This is a genomic window from Paraburkholderia sp. DD10 (assembly GCF_049177125.1).
Classification (GTDB): domain Bacteria; phylum Pseudomonadota; class Gammaproteobacteria; order Burkholderiales; family Burkholderiaceae; genus Paraburkholderia; species Paraburkholderia terricola.
On sequence record NZ_CP185393.1, the window covers coordinates 2,970,570 to 2,984,230 of the forward strand.

Here is a 13,661-nt window from a genome sequence, read left to right on the forward strand (position 1 = left end):
AAACCATAGCCCCCCATATGCAGCTTCTAACGATCGGAATCAATCACCACACCGCGCCTGTCGCCTTGCGCGAACGCGTGGCGTTTCCGCTCGAACAGATCAAGCCCGCACTCGACACCTTCAAAAGCATCTGGCTCGGCCGCACGGCCCGCACGGCGCCGGAAGCGGCGATTCTGTCCACCTGTAATCGCACCGAGCTCTATTGCGCAACCGACGACCACGCCGCGCGCGAAGCCGCGATCCAGTGGTTCTCGAAATACCACAATCTGCCTATCGACGAACTTGCGCCGCACGTCTATGCGTTGCCCCAGTCGGAAGCGGTGCGGCATGCCTTTCGGGTCGCATCGGGGCTCGATTCGATGGTGTTAGGCGAGACGCAAATCGTCGGGCAAATGAAGGACGCGGTACGCACTGCTTCCGAGGCCGGCGCGCTCGGCACTTATCTGAACCAGTTGTTCCAGCGCACCTTCGCCGTCGCGAAAGAAGTGCGCAGCACCACCGAAATCGGTGCCCAGTCGGTTTCCATGGCGGCTGCCGCCGTGCGGCTCGCGCAGCGAATCTTCGACAAAGTGTCGAATCAGCGCGTGCTGTTCATCGGCGCCGGCGAAATGATCGAGTTGTGCGCCACGCACTTCGCCGCGCAGCAGCCACGCGAACTGGTGGTCGCAAACCGCACCGCCGAGCGCGGCTCGCGGCTCGCGGAGCGCTTCAACGGCCGGGCGATTCCCCTGTCCGAACTGCCCACGCGGATGCATGAGTTCGACATCATCGTGTCGTGCACCGCTTCCACCTTGCCGATCATCGGCTTGGGCGCGGTCGAGCGGGCCGTGAAAGCGCGCCGTCACCGGCCGATCTTCATGGTCGATCTGGCCGTTCCGCGCGATATCGAACCCGAAGTCGGCCAGCTCGAGGACGTCTTCCTATACACCGTCGACGACCTCGGCGCGATCGTCCGCGAAGGCAATGCGTCGCGCCAGGCTGCCGTCGCGCAGGCCGAGGCGATCATCGAAACGCGCGTGCAGAATTTCATGCAATGGCTCGACGCGCGCAGCATCGTGCCGGTGATTCGCCACATGCATACGCAGGCCGACGTGCTGCGCCGCGCCGAAGTCGAACGCGCGCAGAAGATGCTCGCGCGCGGCGACGATCCGGCCGCCGTGCTCGAGGCGCTGTCACAGGCGCTCACCAACAAGCTGATCCACGGGCCCACGCACGCGCTCAATCGCGCGAGCAGCGACAACCGTGACACGCTCATTGAACTGATGAGCGGCTTCTACAAACACTCGGGTTCTTCCGAGCGTTAGCGGCGCAATCATCGCCGCGCTGTCCGCGCCACTTGCAAGTGGCCCGTGACGTGCTTCTGATCCGGGCATTCGCCCACTCCCTAGTTGCCGTCCTTGCCGGAGCCCGCTCCGATACCCGTCCGATGAAAACGAGCATGCAACGCAAGCTCGACCAGCTCACTACCCGGCTGGCCGAACTGAACGATCTGTTGAGCCGCGAGGACATCACCTCGAATCTCGACCAATACCGCAAGCTCACGCGCGAACACGCCGAGCTCGGGCCGGTGGTCGAGCAATACGCGCTGTGGCGCCAGGCCATGCACGACGCCGAGACCGCCCAGGAACTGCTGGCGGACGCGTCGATGCGCGATTTCGCCGAAGAAGAAATTCGCGCGGCCCGCGAACGCATGGACACGCTCGGCGGCGAACTGCAAAAAATGCTGCTGCCGAAAGATCCCAATGACGACCGCAACATCTTCCTGGAAATCCGTGCGGGCACGGGCGGCGACGAGTCCGCGCTGTTCGCGGGCGACTTGCTGCGCATGTACCTGCGCTTTGCCGAACGCAATCGCTGGCAGGTCGAGATGATGTCGGCGAGCGAATCGGATCTCGGCGGCTATAAGGAGGTGATCGTGCGGATCGCCGGCGAAGCGGCGTATTCGAAGCTCAAATTCGAGTCGGGCGGCCACCGCGTGCAGCGCGTGCCGGCGACCGAAACGCAGGGCCGCATCCACACGTCGGCTTGCACCGTCGCGGTGATGCCGGAAGCGGACGAAATCGGCGAAGTCGAGATCAATCCGGCCGATCTGCGCATCGACACGTTCCGTGCATCCGGCGCCGGCGGGCAGCACATCAACAAAACCGATTCGGCGGTGCGCGTCACGCACTTGCCGACGGGGATCGTCGTCGAATGCCAGGACGACCGCTCTCAGCACAAGAACAAGGACCGCGCGCTGAAGGTGCTCGCCGCGCGCATCAAGGACAAGCAATCGCACGAGCAGCAGGCGAAGGAAGCGGCCACGCGCAAGAGCCTGATCGGCTCGGGCGACCGCTCGGAACGCATCCGCACGTACAACTTTCCGCAGGGGCGTTTAACGGATCACCGGATCAATCTGACGCTGTATCGCCTGGAGGCGATCATGGACGGCGACCTCGGTGAACTGATCGCGGCTCTCGTCAGCGAGCATCAGGCTGAACTGCTGGCCTCGCTCGGCGACGCGGATTGAAGCGCGAATGAGTCGGCAGACGAAAGCAGACGGGCCGCGGATGAGCCCGGCTACACCCGCCGCGCTGTTGCGCGCCTCGCCGCTGCCGCCGCTCGAAGCGCGGGTTCTGCTCACGCACGTGCTCGGCTGGCGGCATACGCAATTGATTACGCGCGGCGATGAACCGCTCGCCGGCGCGTTGGTCGAGCGTTACCGGGCGCTGGAAGCGCGACGCGTAGCCGGTGAGCCGGTCGCGCAACTGATCGGCGCACGCGAATTCTTCGGGCTCGAGTTCGAAGTGACGCCCGACGTGCTGATTCCGCGTCCTGAAACCGAACTGCTTGTAGAAACCGCGCTGAGCGCGATGGACAAGCTCCCGCGGCCGCGCGTGCTCGACCTCGGCACCGGCACGGGCGCTATCGCGGTGGCGATTGCGTCGATGCGGCCGGACGCGCGCGTTTGGGCGCTCGACCGTTCTTCGGAAGCGCTCGCGGTGGCAACCCGCAATGCCGCCCGCCTGCTGGATGCCAACCGTCCCGGCGGCGCCGTGGTATTCCAGCATAGCGACTGGTACGACTCGCTCGACGCCGCACTGCGCTTCGAGGTGATCGTGAGCAATCCGCCGTATATCGCGAGCGGCGATCCGCATCTGTCGGAAGGTGATTTGCGCTTCGAGCCGCGCGGCGCGCTCACCGACGAAGCCGACGGCCTCAGCGCAATCCGCGCGATTATCGGTGGCGCCCCCACACGTTTGAGCGCCAACGGCGTATTGTGGATCGAACACGGCTACGATCAGGCCGAAGCCGTTCGCGCGCTCCTGTCAGCGCGCGATTTCGAGGAAGTGCGCTCGGAGCGGGATCTTGCCGGTATCGAGCGAATCAGCGGCGGACGGTGGCTCGGCTGACGCTTCGCGGATAGCCTTATCCGGCGCATGGATAAAGCGGCCCGGCGCTGGTCTTACCGAAATCCGCTATCATTTCAGCCTATTCCCCACACATCACGGAACCGCAAGGTCAGTCATGGATACGCAACAACGCATCAAGCAAATCGTCGACGAGAACAACGTCGTGCTCTTCATGAAGGGCAACGCTCAGTTCCCGATGTGCGGCTTTTCGGGCCGCGCCGTCCAGATCCTGAAGGCGTGCGGCGTCGGCGAGTTCAAGACCGTCAACGTGCTCGAAGACGACGAAGTCCGCCAGGGCATCAAGCAGTTCTCGAACTGGCCGACCATTCCGCAGCTCTACGTGAAGGGCGAATTCATCGGCGGCTCGGACATCATGATGGAAATGTACGAATCGGGCGAACTGCAGCAATTGTTTGCCGCGGCCTGAGCCTTTGCCCCACAAGGCGCCGCGAGCCATGGAAACACCCACTGCGGCGCCACGCCGGCTGATCGTCGCGATCACCGGTGCGACCGGCGCCATCTACGGCATCCGCTTGCTCGAGACGTTGCGCAAGCTGGGCGGCGTCGAGAGCCACCTGCTGATTTCCAGCGCTGGCTGGCTCAATATCCGGCACGAACTCCAGTTGTCCAAAGATGACGTGCATCCGCTCGCGGATGTCGTCCATTCGGTGCGCGACGTGGGCGCGAGCATCGCATCCGGCTCGTTCGCGACAGAAGGCATGGTGGTCGCCCCCTGCTCGATGAAAACGCTCGCGAGCATCGCGCACGGTTTTTCCGACAATCTGATCACGCGCGCCGCCGATGTCACGCTGAAGGAGCGCCGCCGGCTCGTTCTCCTCGTGCGGGAAACGCCGTTCAATCTCGCGCATCTGCGCAATATGACGGCCGTCACCGAAATGGGCGGCGTCATCTTTCCACCCTTGCCCGCCTTTTACAACCAACCCAAGTCGATCGACGAGATGGTCGATCACACCGTGTCGCGCGTGCTGGATCTGTTCGCGCTCGGACCGGCCTTGTCGCCGGCGTGGCAAGGATTGCACGGCGCGGATTAGTAACGATTGCGACGCAATCAATTCCGCTTTCCGCCGTTTATCAAAGATCAGTGCGGACTTATATTGGTAGCAATCCAATCTCCGCGCCGCCGCACCCGGCTGCGTTGCTACCATGAACCGCCTGCCTTCGCTTTTTCTTTCCCACGGCGCGCCCACGCTGCCGATCGACCCCTCGCTGCCGTCCGCCGAATTCGGCGTGCTCGGCGCGCAACTGCCGCGTCCCGAAGCCGTGCTGATGCTGTCGGCCCACTGGGGCACGGCGCGACCGGTGGCAAGCACGTCCACGGCGCCGGACACCATCCACGACTTCTACGGTTTTCCGCGTCAGCTATATGAGATCCGGTATCCGGCGCCGGGCGCGCCCGATGTGGCGCGCCGTGCCGCCCTGCTGCTCGGTCAAAACGACATCGCCGCCGATACCGAACCGCACGGCCTCGATCACGGCGCATGGGTGCCGATGCTGCTGATGTTCCCGGACGCCGACGTGCCGGTCGCGCAATTGTCGATCCAGCCGCACATGAACGCGGCGCATCACTTCCGCATCGGCCGTGCGCTGCGCGCGCTGACAGACGAAGGCGTGATGGTGATCGGCTCCGGTCAGATCACGCACAACCTGCGCGCCGCCGACTTTTCGGCGCGCCCCGAAGACGCCGACCCGCGCGTCGCCGAATTCACCGGCTGGTTCGAGGACAAGCTTGCGGCACACGACCTCGACGCGCTGCTCGACTACCGTCGCCAGGCGCCGCACGCGGCGCTGATGCATCCGACCGACGAGCATCTGCTGCCCGTATTCGCCGCATTGGGCGCCGCCGACGACGATTATTCGCTGGCGATTCAATCGCTCGGCACCTATCAGCGTGCGCTCGCCATGACGAATTACGTGTTTGGCAGCGCGTGACGTCAAAAGTGACGCCCGTAAAAAAACCCGCCTTGAGTCAAGCTCAAGGCGGGCTTTTTCATACGAATGCCAACACCAATCGAATCGCGGCCCGTTAATGCACCGCCATCTCTTCGAGCACCTCGTCGTGAATGTCACGCTCGTCCAGGTACTCCGAGCGATACCCGCTGCGCACGCCCCAGTAATAAAACACCAGTGAGAACGCGATCACCACGAGCATGTCCCAGCCGTACGGCAAGACGCCCAGACCGCCGAACTCCTTACTGCCGATCAGCGACAGCACGGCCATGATCGGCAGGTAGGCCACGAGCCACCACGCCGCCTTCAGATCACGTCCCCAACCGCCGAAACCGGACTTCGCCTGGAAGTAGAAGTACACCGGCAGCGCCACGACCATCAGCAGAATGATCTCGCCCGTCAGCGGCCACCGGGCCCAGTACAGGATCAACGACGCGCACACGAAGGCGAACGGCGCAATGATCTGCATGCCCGCAATGTGCAGCGGACGCTCCAGGTCGGTCGCCGCGCGGCGCAGCGCCATCAGGCTGATCGGGCCGGTCAGGTACGAAATCACGGTCGCGACCGAAATCACCGCCGCAAGCGAACTCCAGCCGCGGAAGAAGAACAGGAAAATGAACGACACCAGCAGGTTGAACCACATCGCCTGACGCGGCACGCCGTAGAACGGGTGCACATTGCCGAACATCTTCGGCATGGTGTTGTTGCGCTCCATCGCATAGATCATGCGGGTCGTGGTCGCCATGTAGGTCGTGCCGGTGCCGCTCGGGCTGACGAACGCGTCGACGTAGAGCAGGATGGCGAGCCAGTTCAGGTTCAGCGCGATCGCCAGTTCGGCGAACGGCGAAGCAAAGTTGAAATGGCCCCAACCCTTCATCACGTCGCTTGGGCTCACCGCGCCGATATACGCAACCTGCAGCAGCACGTAGATCACCAGCGCGAGCAGGATCGAGCCGATCACCGCGAACGGCACGCTCTTGCTCGGATTGCGCGCCTCGCCGGCCAGATTGATCGGGCTCTGGAAACCGTTGAACGCGAACACGATGCCGCTCGTCGCCACCGCGGTCAACACCGCCGACCAGCCGTACGGCGCGAACGTGCTCGCTTCGCCGAAGTTTTCCTTGTGAAAGCCCGCCATCATCAAGCCGACAATCGTCGCGCCCGGAATCAGGAACTTGAAGATCGTGATGGCCGAATTGGCGCGAGCGAAGAGCTTCACGCCCCAGTAATTCAGCAAGAAGTAAATCACCACCAACGCGGCGGACAGCAGGAGCCCATCGGTGGTTAATTCCCCGTTCACGAACAGCGCCTGCGCCCATGCATAGGGCCAGGTGCTCATGTACTGAATGGACGCCTCGGCCTCGATCGGAATCACCGAGACGATGGCGATCCAGTTTGCCCACGCGCTAATGAAACCCACGAGCGCGCCATGCGAATAGCGCGCGTAGCGCACCATGCCGCCCGATTCCGGAAACATCGCGCCGAGTTCGGCGTAGGTCAACGCGATTGCGAGAATCACGACCGCGCCGATGACCCATGCGCAAATGGCGGCAGGACCGGCGATCTTGGCGGCTTTCCACGCGCCGAATAGCCAGCCCGAGCCGATGATCGAACCCAGGCCGGTCAGCAGCAACGCAAACGGCCCGATGTTCCGTTGTATAGAACTTTTCACATCCTCTCCTGTATCAGAACCATGTGTCGGCACCGCGAGACATCGCTTGTGACGCTGCGGACGGTGACGTGCATGCATGCGCAACCGGCGCAACCCGGTGCGGGGCGCGTAGTTTAACGGTTGCCCCCGCCGCCTGCAGCCAAACCAAGGGTTGTCCCTGACAAAAAAGATCAGACAAACGGAAAGCTTTGTAAGGACGTCCCACCTTGCCATACCGAAATTTTGTAAAGATGCGGCGAGAGTGTTGACCTTCTCTCAAAATCGCCGTATAACGTCCGGGCAGGATTTCAAGCGGCGAGTGAATTGGTCTTTCGTAGTTCGCCCATCAACGGTACTCCGGTTGGTCCCATTACCCCCTTCCTTGATTTTCATGCACCCATTGGGCTTCGGCCTTATTTACCATCTTTAGGAACAAGTAATATGGAAACCGGTACCGTCAAGTGGTTCAATGACGCAAAGGGCTTTGGCTTCATCACGCCGGACGGCGGCGGCGAAGATCTGTTCGCGCATTTCTCGGAAATCCGCACGGAAGGCTTCAAGACGCTGCAAGAAAACCAAAAGGTCACGTTTGAAGTGAAGACGGGCCCGAAGGGCAAGCAAGCTGCCAACATCAAGCCGGTGTAAGCAGAGCGCTCCCTTCAGGACGCAAAAAACCCCGCCTCGGCGGGGTTTTTTTTTATATTCGTCGCAATGCTATGCGCTGATTATCTTCGCAGTATGTGATTGGTGATTCGGGTTTATCCGAACAGACGCCGCGCGTGAATACCGAGGCCTGTCGCGACACTGGCGAGACGGTCGCCGAATACCGCTTTGGCGTCTGGAAATGCAGCCGCCAATGCACCCGATAGAAACGCCAAACCGGTCGAGCCGCCCGTGAAGTAAATCGCGCTGACGTCGCGCGTGGCGATGCCGGCCGCCTGCACCGTGTCGCGTGCGGCCTGCACGATGCGGCGCGTCTCGTCCTGGCCGGCCTTGATCAACTGCGCTTCGTCGAAGGCGAGGCGCAGGTCGTCTTCCACTTCGTCGAGATCGATCACGGTTTCGCCGCCCGCCGCCACGCCGATCTTCGCCTCTTCGGCGTGCGCCGCGAGCGCATGCCCCAGGCGGCGCTCCACGACACGCATCAGGCGGTCGTGATGCTTGACCTCGGTGAACAGATGCCGCATCAGCGCGAGTTCGCCGACGCGCTTCGGCGCGTAGACGGTGTTGATCAGATGCCAGGTCGCCAGATCGAAATAAACCCGGTTCGGAATTTCGCGGCCTTCCGGGTCGAGCGCCTGATAGCCGAGTTCGCGCAGGATCGTCGCCAATTCGACGCGGCGGTCGAAATCGGTGCCCGCGACGTGCACGCCATGATGGGCCAGCACATCGTCCTTGCGCTCGACGCGCTTCATCCGCTCCGGCCCGACGCGCACCAACGAAAAGTCCGAGGTGCCGCCGCCGATGTCCGCCACCAGCACGAGTCCTTCCGCCGTCAGATGCGATTCGTAGTCGAACGCGGCGGCGATCGGCTCATACTGAAAGTGAATTTCCCGCAGACCGACCGAGCGCGCCGCCGCTTCGAGTTGCTGCTGCGCCATCTGATCGGCGCGCGGATCGTCGTCGACGAAAAACACCGGGCGGCCCAGCACCGCGCGATTGATCGGCCCGCCGGCGCTTTTTTCCGCCGACCGCTTGAGGTGATCGAGAAAAATCGCGATAACCTCGGTGTACTTGATCGCCGAACCGTCGCCCAACTCGGTCGAATTCTCGGCGAGCGGCGAGCCCAGAATGCTCTTCATGGAGCGCATCAGGCGGCCGTCGAAACCGTCGATATACGCTGCCAGCGCGGCCCGCCCGAATTCGCGGGTGTCTTCGTCGGTGTTGAAAAACACCGAGGTGGGCAGCGTCGAATAGGCGCCCTCGACCGGCGCGAGCTTCAGCGCCGCCCCGTCGGGGACAGCCACGGCCGAGTTGGAAGTACCGAAGTCGATCGCGCAATAGTTCATGGCAGGAATCGCCGCTCACGGCTGGCGCGGACAGAAGGGGGGAGCGGCTTTGTATCACGAAATCCCAACGGGCATCAACTGACGCTTCCGGCGCATCCGCAACAAAACCCACAGGCCTGTCGGGCGGAACGCAAATTGCTCACGCCAACAGGTTACGCCGCCAATTTATGACATTGAGGAGACTTTGAGCAATGAGCGCGCCGCCAACCGCCGCCGTCCGCGAAAAAAACACCGCCGTCGTCGAAACGGATCTGCCTTCGCGGCTGGACCGCTTGCCGTGGGGCCGCTTTCACTCGCTGATCGTCGTGGCGTTGGGCGTGACGTGGCTGCTCGACGGTCTCGAAGTGACGCTGGCGGGCGCGGTGGCGAGCGCGTTGAAGGCGAGCCCCACGTTGCAATTCACGAACGCGGACGTGGGCCTCGCCGGTAGTGCTTACATCGCCGGCGCCGTGCTCGGAGCACTCGGCTTCGGCTGGATGACCGACCGGCTCGGCCGTCGCAAGCTGTTCTTCATCACGCTCGCGCTCTATCTGGCCGCCACCGCGGCAACCGCGTTTTCGTGGAATCTGGCCAGTTTCCTGCTGTTTCGCTTTCTGACCGGCGCGGGTATCGGCGGGGAATATACGGCGATCAATTCGACAATCCAGGAATTCACGCCAGCCCGCGTGCGCGGCTGGACCGATCTCGGCATCAACGGCACCTTCTGGGTCGGCGCGGGGCTGGGTGCGGCGGGCTCGCTGGTGCTGCTCGATCCGAATCTGCTGCCGCCTGATTGGGGCTGGCGCGCGTGCTTTTTCATCGGCGCGGTGCTGGCGCTGGTGATTCTGCCGATGCGTGTCTGGGTGCCGGAAAGCCCGCGCTGGCTCCTGACCCGCGGCGGCGAGCCCGACGCGCGCTCGATCGTCGAAGCGCTCGAAACGCGCTTTCGTCGCGAGGGTCACACGCTCGTGGACCACGAACTCATTGCGCTGCGGCTGCGCGCACGCGGACATACGCCGCTGCGCGAGGTGTTCCACACGCTTTTCAACGTGCATCGGCGTCGCGCACTGGTCGGGCTGTCGCTGATGACCGCGCAGGCGTTCTTCTACAACGCGATCTTCTTCACCTACGCGCTCGTGCTCACCGATTTTTACCAGGTGCCGCCCGCGCATATCGGCTGGTATCTGCTGCCCTTCGCGCTCGGTAATTTCCTCGGACCGCTGGTGCTCGGCCGGCTTTTCGACGTCATTGGAAGGCGCAAGATGATCGCGGCGACCTACGGCATATCCGCGGTTCTGCTGACGCTGAGCGGCTACCTGTTCGAGCAGCACATGCTCACCGTCGTCACGCAGACGATCGCATGGATGGTGATTTTCTTCTTCGCATCGGCGGCCGCGAGTTCGGCGTATCTGACGGTCAGCGAATCGTTTCCACTGGAGATCCGCGCGCTGGCGATCGCGGTGTTTTACGCATTCGGCACGGCGCTGGGCGGCATCGCGGGCCCGGCGTTCTTCGGCAGGCTGATCGACACGCATCAGCGCAGCGAGGTGTTTTCGGGCTATCTGGTCGGCTCGGCGCTGATGCTCGCGGCCGCGGTGATCGCGGCGATCTGGGGCGTGGATGCCGAGCGCAGGTCGCTCGAGCACGTCGCGAGGCCGCTGTCGAGCGTGCTGGACGACGAGGAATAAAAAACGCGCGGTCGGCGCCGCGCGTTTTTCCATCACCGCCTGGGCGGCGAACCGCTCAGAAGGCCTTCTTCCAGCCGCCGCCGTAAGCGATGTCCGCCAGCGGCAGACGCTGACGCGCCGATTTCTCCCGCTCACGCAGCACCGGGTCCAGCTTGTCGACCTCGCCGTAATGGCCAAGCGCGATCATCGCGATCACTTCAACGTCCTTCGGGAGCTGGAATGCCGCGCGGAACGCGTTCGGATCGAAGCCGCTCATCTGATGCGCGGCGAGGCCGAGCGCGTGCGCCTGCAACACCAGCGCCATCGCCGCCGCGCCCGCATCGTAGGGTGCGCAGCGATTCACTTCGCCCTTGCTCGTGAGCGTGTGCGTGGTCACCGCGATCAGCACCGGCACCTGCGCATTCCAGCCCTGATTGAACGGCACCAGCGTGGCGAAGGCCTGCTTGAACGAGACTTCGTCGACGCTGCGGTCGAATACGACGAAACGCCACGGCTGCGCGTTATACGAAGACGGCGCCCAGCGAGCCGCCTCGAGCACGGAACGCAGGTTGTCGCGGCTCACCGGCTCGCTCGAATAAGCGCGCGGGCTCCAGCGGCCTGCAATCAACTCGTGGATGGCGACTTCGGTAGGGGCGGGTTTGTTGGTCATGCGCTTCTCTCGGTCGAAATTCATGGTCGACGGGCGGCTGCCCGGGGTCACATAGCATAACCGGGCTTCGCCGCGCGCGCTTCATCCTATGCGGGTTGGTTTTTGCGTCGGCTGGAATGCGAACGGCCCCAGTGGGGCCGTTGGTCCGGCTTCGCTTCGCCGTACCCCGCGCGCGGGGCGCGACCTTAGATCGCCTGCGGTTCCGGCACCTTGGCGGGCCGGTTGATGCGCAACACGATCACGGCGGCGACGAGACACAGGCCGCCCGAAATCATCGACGCCACCGTGTACGTACCGAGGCTCGCGCGCAGCATGCCGGCGCCGAGCGCCGCGAACGCCGCGCCCAACTGGTGACCGGCGACCACCCAGCCGAACACCACCGGCGCCGCTTCCTTGCCGTAAACGTCGGTGGCGAGACGCACGGTGGGCGGCACGGTGGCGATCCAGTCGAGGCCGTAGAACACCGCGAACAGCGGCAGGCCGAAGAAGTCGATGCCGAACGCGTGCGGCAGATACATCAGCGACAAGCCGCGCAGCCCGTAGTACCAGAACAGCAGCACGCGGCTATTGAAGCGGTCGGAGAGCCAGCCGGAAAGCGTCGTGCCGAACAGATCGAAGATGCCCATCGCGGCGAGCAGCGACGCGCCCTGCACTTCGGTCATGCCGTAGTCGCCGCACATCGCGATCAGGTGGGTGCCGACGTAACCGTTGGTACTCGCGCCGCAGATGAAGAAACTGAAGAACAGCAGCCAGAAGTCGCGCGTCTTGCTCGCCATGGCGAGCGTGCCGAAAGCGATTGCCAACGGATTCTGCTTCGTAGCGGGCGCTGCGACGGGCGCGTCGTGCGGTTCGCCGTACGGACGCAGCTTCATGTCGGCCGGGCGCTCCGGCAACAGGAACGCGACCAGCGGCAACACGATCGCCGCCGCCAGCGCGACCACCCACACCACCGGGCGCCAGCCGTGGTGCTGGGCGATGGCCGCGAGCATCGGCAGGAACACCAGTTGGCCGGTGGCCGAACTGGCCGTGAGAATGCCCATGACGAGGCCGCGGCGCGTGGTGAACCAGCGCGTCACCACCGTCGCGGACAAGGACAGCGCCGCGACGCCCGTCGAGCCGCCGACCATTACGCCCCAGATCAGGACCATCTGCCATGGATGCGTCATCAGCGACGACAACGCCACGCCTGCGGCCATCGTGCCGAGCGCGGCCAGCAACGTGGGACGCACGCCGAAGCGCTGCATCGCCGCCGCCGCGAACGGCCCCATCAGCCCGTAGAGCGCGATATTCACCGAGATCGCGAGCGAGATCGTCGCCCGGCTCCAGCCGAATTGATGCTCGAGCGGCACCATCATCACGCTCGGCGTGGCGCGCGTGCCCGCCGCCGCCAGCAATACCAGGAACACCACGGCGACAGTCAACCAGCCATAGTGGAAACGTCCGCCAATCAGTCTCGCTGCCCAGTTCATCGGTTCTCCAGTCGACACCGCTCACAAGAATGGCGCCGTTCGCATTCGCCGTTCGCACCATGACGGCTTCGGTAAAGGGTTTGTGACAGCTCAGTCACAACGGTGTTGCGATGTTAGTTACTGGTCGGTAACATGTCAAGGCGTCGATTTAATTTTCAGGTGCTTACCATGTCCCACAGCGAAACCCACAAGCCGGCCGGTCCCCGGCGCGCGCGCAGCGCGCAAACGGCCGGGCCACAGGCGCAGCAGCATCTGCTGCGCGCGGCGGACGAGTTGTTCTACCGCGAGGGCGTGCGGATGGTCGGCGTCGATGCGGTGGTGGAACGCGCGGGCGTGAACAAGATGAGCCTGTACCGCCAGTTTTCGTCGAAAGACGAACTGGTGATGGCTTATCTGGAGCGCAAGGACGAACAATTCTTCGGCTATGTGGAACGGAGCTTCGCGAAGCATCCGGGCGAGCCGGCAAAGCAGCTTCAGCAGTATTTCGACGACCTGGCGGTGCGCGCGTCGATCGAGGGCTACCGCGGCTGTCCGTTCGTGAACGTGTCGGTGGAGTTTCCCGACGCGGCGCATCCGGCGCGGCAATTCGTGTTTCGCAACAAGGAACGGTTGCTGGCGCGACTCACCGAACTGGCGACTGGCGCAGGCGCCGACGATCCGGTGGCGCTCGCCAACGCGCTCGGCTTGCTGATCGAAGGCGTGTACGCGGCCAGTCAGACCTATGGCCCCGGATGCGGACCGATTCTCGCCGCGCCGAAAGTCGCCGCGCAGTTGATCGCCGCGGCATGCGGCGGGGCGGCGGCTAAGGGTTGAACTGGAGCCGGCTGTGCGGTCTCACCGTCGCGAGGCGCGGATC

Annotated in this window: 13 protein-coding genes; 9 read left to right on the plus strand and 4 right to left on the minus strand. The window is 63.9% G+C overall.

Features of this window, described 5'->3' with window-relative positions:
* Nucleotides 1-17: 17 nt before the first annotated feature.
* The 6 genes from hemA (at nt 18) to ACOCG7_RS28740 (ending at nt 5,342) form a co-directional block, all read left to right on the plus strand.
* Nucleotides 18-1,304 (plus strand): glutamyl-tRNA reductase, encoded by a 1,287-nt coding sequence (gene hemA / locus ACOCG7_RS28715; protein ID WP_154874869.1) that lies wholly within the window; start codon nt 18-20, stop codon nt 1,302-1,304.
* Between the two features lie 122 nt (nt 1,305-1,426).
* Nucleotides 1,427-2,509, plus strand: coding sequence for a peptide chain release factor 1 (prfA, locus tag ACOCG7_RS28720; protein WP_073430991.1), 1,083 nt, complete (start codon nt 1,427-1,429; stop codon nt 2,507-2,509).
* Nucleotides 2,510-2,516: 7 nt separating this feature from the next.
* The gene (gene prmC, locus ACOCG7_RS28725; protein ID WP_114163194.1) at nt 2,517-3,392 is read left to right on the plus strand and encodes a peptide chain release factor N(5)-glutamine methyltransferase; all 876 of its coding nucleotides are present in this window, start codon (nt 2,517-2,519) and stop codon (nt 3,390-3,392) included.
* Between the two features lie 115 nt (nt 3,393-3,507).
* On the plus strand, nt 3,508-3,819 hold the full coding sequence (gene grxD / locus ACOCG7_RS28730) for a Grx4 family monothiol glutaredoxin (protein ID WP_073430989.1): 312 nt from the start codon (nt 3,508-3,510) through the stop codon (nt 3,817-3,819).
* A 28-nt stretch (nt 3,820-3,847) separates the two neighbouring features.
* Nucleotides 3,848-4,444, plus strand: a complete 597-nt coding sequence (locus ACOCG7_RS28735) for a UbiX family flavin prenyltransferase (protein ID WP_114163195.1) — start codon at nt 3,848-3,850, stop codon at nt 4,442-4,444.
* A 112-nt stretch (nt 4,445-4,556) separates the two neighbouring features.
* On the plus strand, nt 4,557-5,342 hold the full coding sequence (locus ACOCG7_RS28740; protein ID WP_114163196.1) for a DODA-type extradiol aromatic ring-opening family dioxygenase: 786 nt from the start codon (nt 4,557-4,559) through the stop codon (nt 5,340-5,342).
* Nucleotides 5,343-5,436: 94 nt separating this feature from the next.
* Here the strand turns inward: ACOCG7_RS28740 and ACOCG7_RS28745 are convergent, their stop codons facing one another.
* Complete coding sequence (locus ACOCG7_RS28745) at nt 5,437-7,032, minus strand: APC family permease (protein WP_114163197.1); 1,596 nt, start codon at nt 7,030-7,032, stop codon at nt 5,437-5,439.
* Between the two features lie 420 nt (nt 7,033-7,452).
* Here ACOCG7_RS28745 and ACOCG7_RS28750 point away from each other — a divergent pair, with 420 nt between their 5' ends.
* Complete coding sequence (locus tag ACOCG7_RS28750; RefSeq protein ID WP_007180251.1) at nt 7,453-7,656, plus strand: cold-shock protein; 204 nt, start codon at nt 7,453-7,455, stop codon at nt 7,654-7,656.
* Nucleotides 7,657-7,769: 113 nt separating this feature from the next.
* Here ACOCG7_RS28750 and ACOCG7_RS28755 read toward each other — a convergent pair whose 3' ends face one another.
* On the minus strand, nt 7,770-9,020 hold the full coding sequence (locus tag ACOCG7_RS28755) for an Hsp70 family protein (RefSeq protein ID WP_114163198.1): 1,251 nt from the start codon (nt 9,018-9,020) through the stop codon (nt 7,770-7,772).
* 191 nt (nt 9,021-9,211) lie between these two features.
* Between ACOCG7_RS28755 and ACOCG7_RS28760 the strand changes: the two genes are divergently transcribed.
* Nucleotides 9,212-10,687, plus strand: coding sequence for an MFS transporter (locus tag ACOCG7_RS28760; RefSeq protein ID WP_073430984.1), 1,476 nt, complete (start codon nt 9,212-9,214; stop codon nt 10,685-10,687).
* Between the two features lie 55 nt (nt 10,688-10,742).
* Here the strand turns inward: ACOCG7_RS28760 and ACOCG7_RS28765 are convergent, their stop codons facing one another.
* Both ACOCG7_RS28765 and ACOCG7_RS28770 read right to left on the minus strand, forming a co-directional pair.
* Entirely contained in the window at nt 10,743-11,336 is a 594-nt protein-coding gene (locus ACOCG7_RS28765) for a nitroreductase family protein (RefSeq protein WP_176035825.1), read from the minus strand.
* A 185-nt stretch (nt 11,337-11,521) separates the two neighbouring features.
* A complete protein-coding gene (locus ACOCG7_RS28770) occupies nt 11,522-12,805 on the minus strand; it encodes an MFS transporter (RefSeq protein ID WP_114163199.1) in 1,284 nt (427 codons plus the stop codon).
* 168 nt (nt 12,806-12,973) lie between these two features.
* Between ACOCG7_RS28770 and ACOCG7_RS28775 the strand changes: the two genes are divergently transcribed.
* Nucleotides 12,974-13,618 (plus strand): TetR/AcrR family transcriptional regulator, encoded by a 645-nt coding sequence (locus ACOCG7_RS28775; protein WP_114163200.1) that lies wholly within the window; start codon nt 12,974-12,976, stop codon nt 13,616-13,618.
* The last annotated feature ends 43 nt before the right edge of the window (nt 13,619-13,661 follow it).

Coding starts and splice junctions, on each gene's coding strand:
- hemA (WP_154874869.1), top strand. CDS start 18: ATGCAGCTTCTAACGATCGGAATCAATCACCACACCGCGCCTGTCGCC.
- prfA (WP_073430991.1), top strand. CDS start 1,427: ATGAAAACGAGCATGCAACGCAAGCTCGACCAGCTCACTACCCGGCTG.
- prmC (WP_114163194.1), top strand. CDS start 2,517: ATGAGTCGGCAGACGAAAGCAGACGGGCCGCGGATGAGCCCGGCTACA.
- grxD (WP_073430989.1), top strand. CDS start 3,508: ATGGATACGCAACAACGCATCAAGCAAATCGTCGACGAGAACAACGTC.
- ACOCG7_RS28735 (WP_114163195.1), top strand. CDS start 3,848: ATGGAAACACCCACTGCGGCGCCACGCCGGCTGATCGTCGCGATCACC.
- ACOCG7_RS28740 (WP_114163196.1), top strand. CDS start 4,557: ATGAACCGCCTGCCTTCGCTTTTTCTTTCCCACGGCGCGCCCACGCTG.
- ACOCG7_RS28750 (WP_007180251.1), top strand. CDS start 7,453: ATGGAAACCGGTACCGTCAAGTGGTTCAATGACGCAAAGGGCTTTGGC.
- ACOCG7_RS28755 (WP_114163198.1), bottom strand. CDS start 9,020: ATGAACTATTGCGCGATCGACTTCGGTACTTCCAACTCGGCCGTGGCT.
- ACOCG7_RS28760 (WP_073430984.1), top strand. CDS start 9,212: ATGAGCGCGCCGCCAACCGCCGCCGTCCGCGAAAAAAACACCGCCGTC.
- ACOCG7_RS28765 (WP_176035825.1), bottom strand. CDS start 11,336: ATGACCAACAAACCCGCCCCTACCGAAGTCGCCATCCACGAGTTGATT.
- ACOCG7_RS28770 (WP_114163199.1), bottom strand. CDS start 12,805: ATGAACTGGGCAGCGAGACTGATTGGCGGACGTTTCCACTATGGCTGG.
- ACOCG7_RS28775 (WP_114163200.1), top strand. CDS start 12,974: ATGTCCCACAGCGAAACCCACAAGCCGGCCGGTCCCCGGCGCGCGCGC.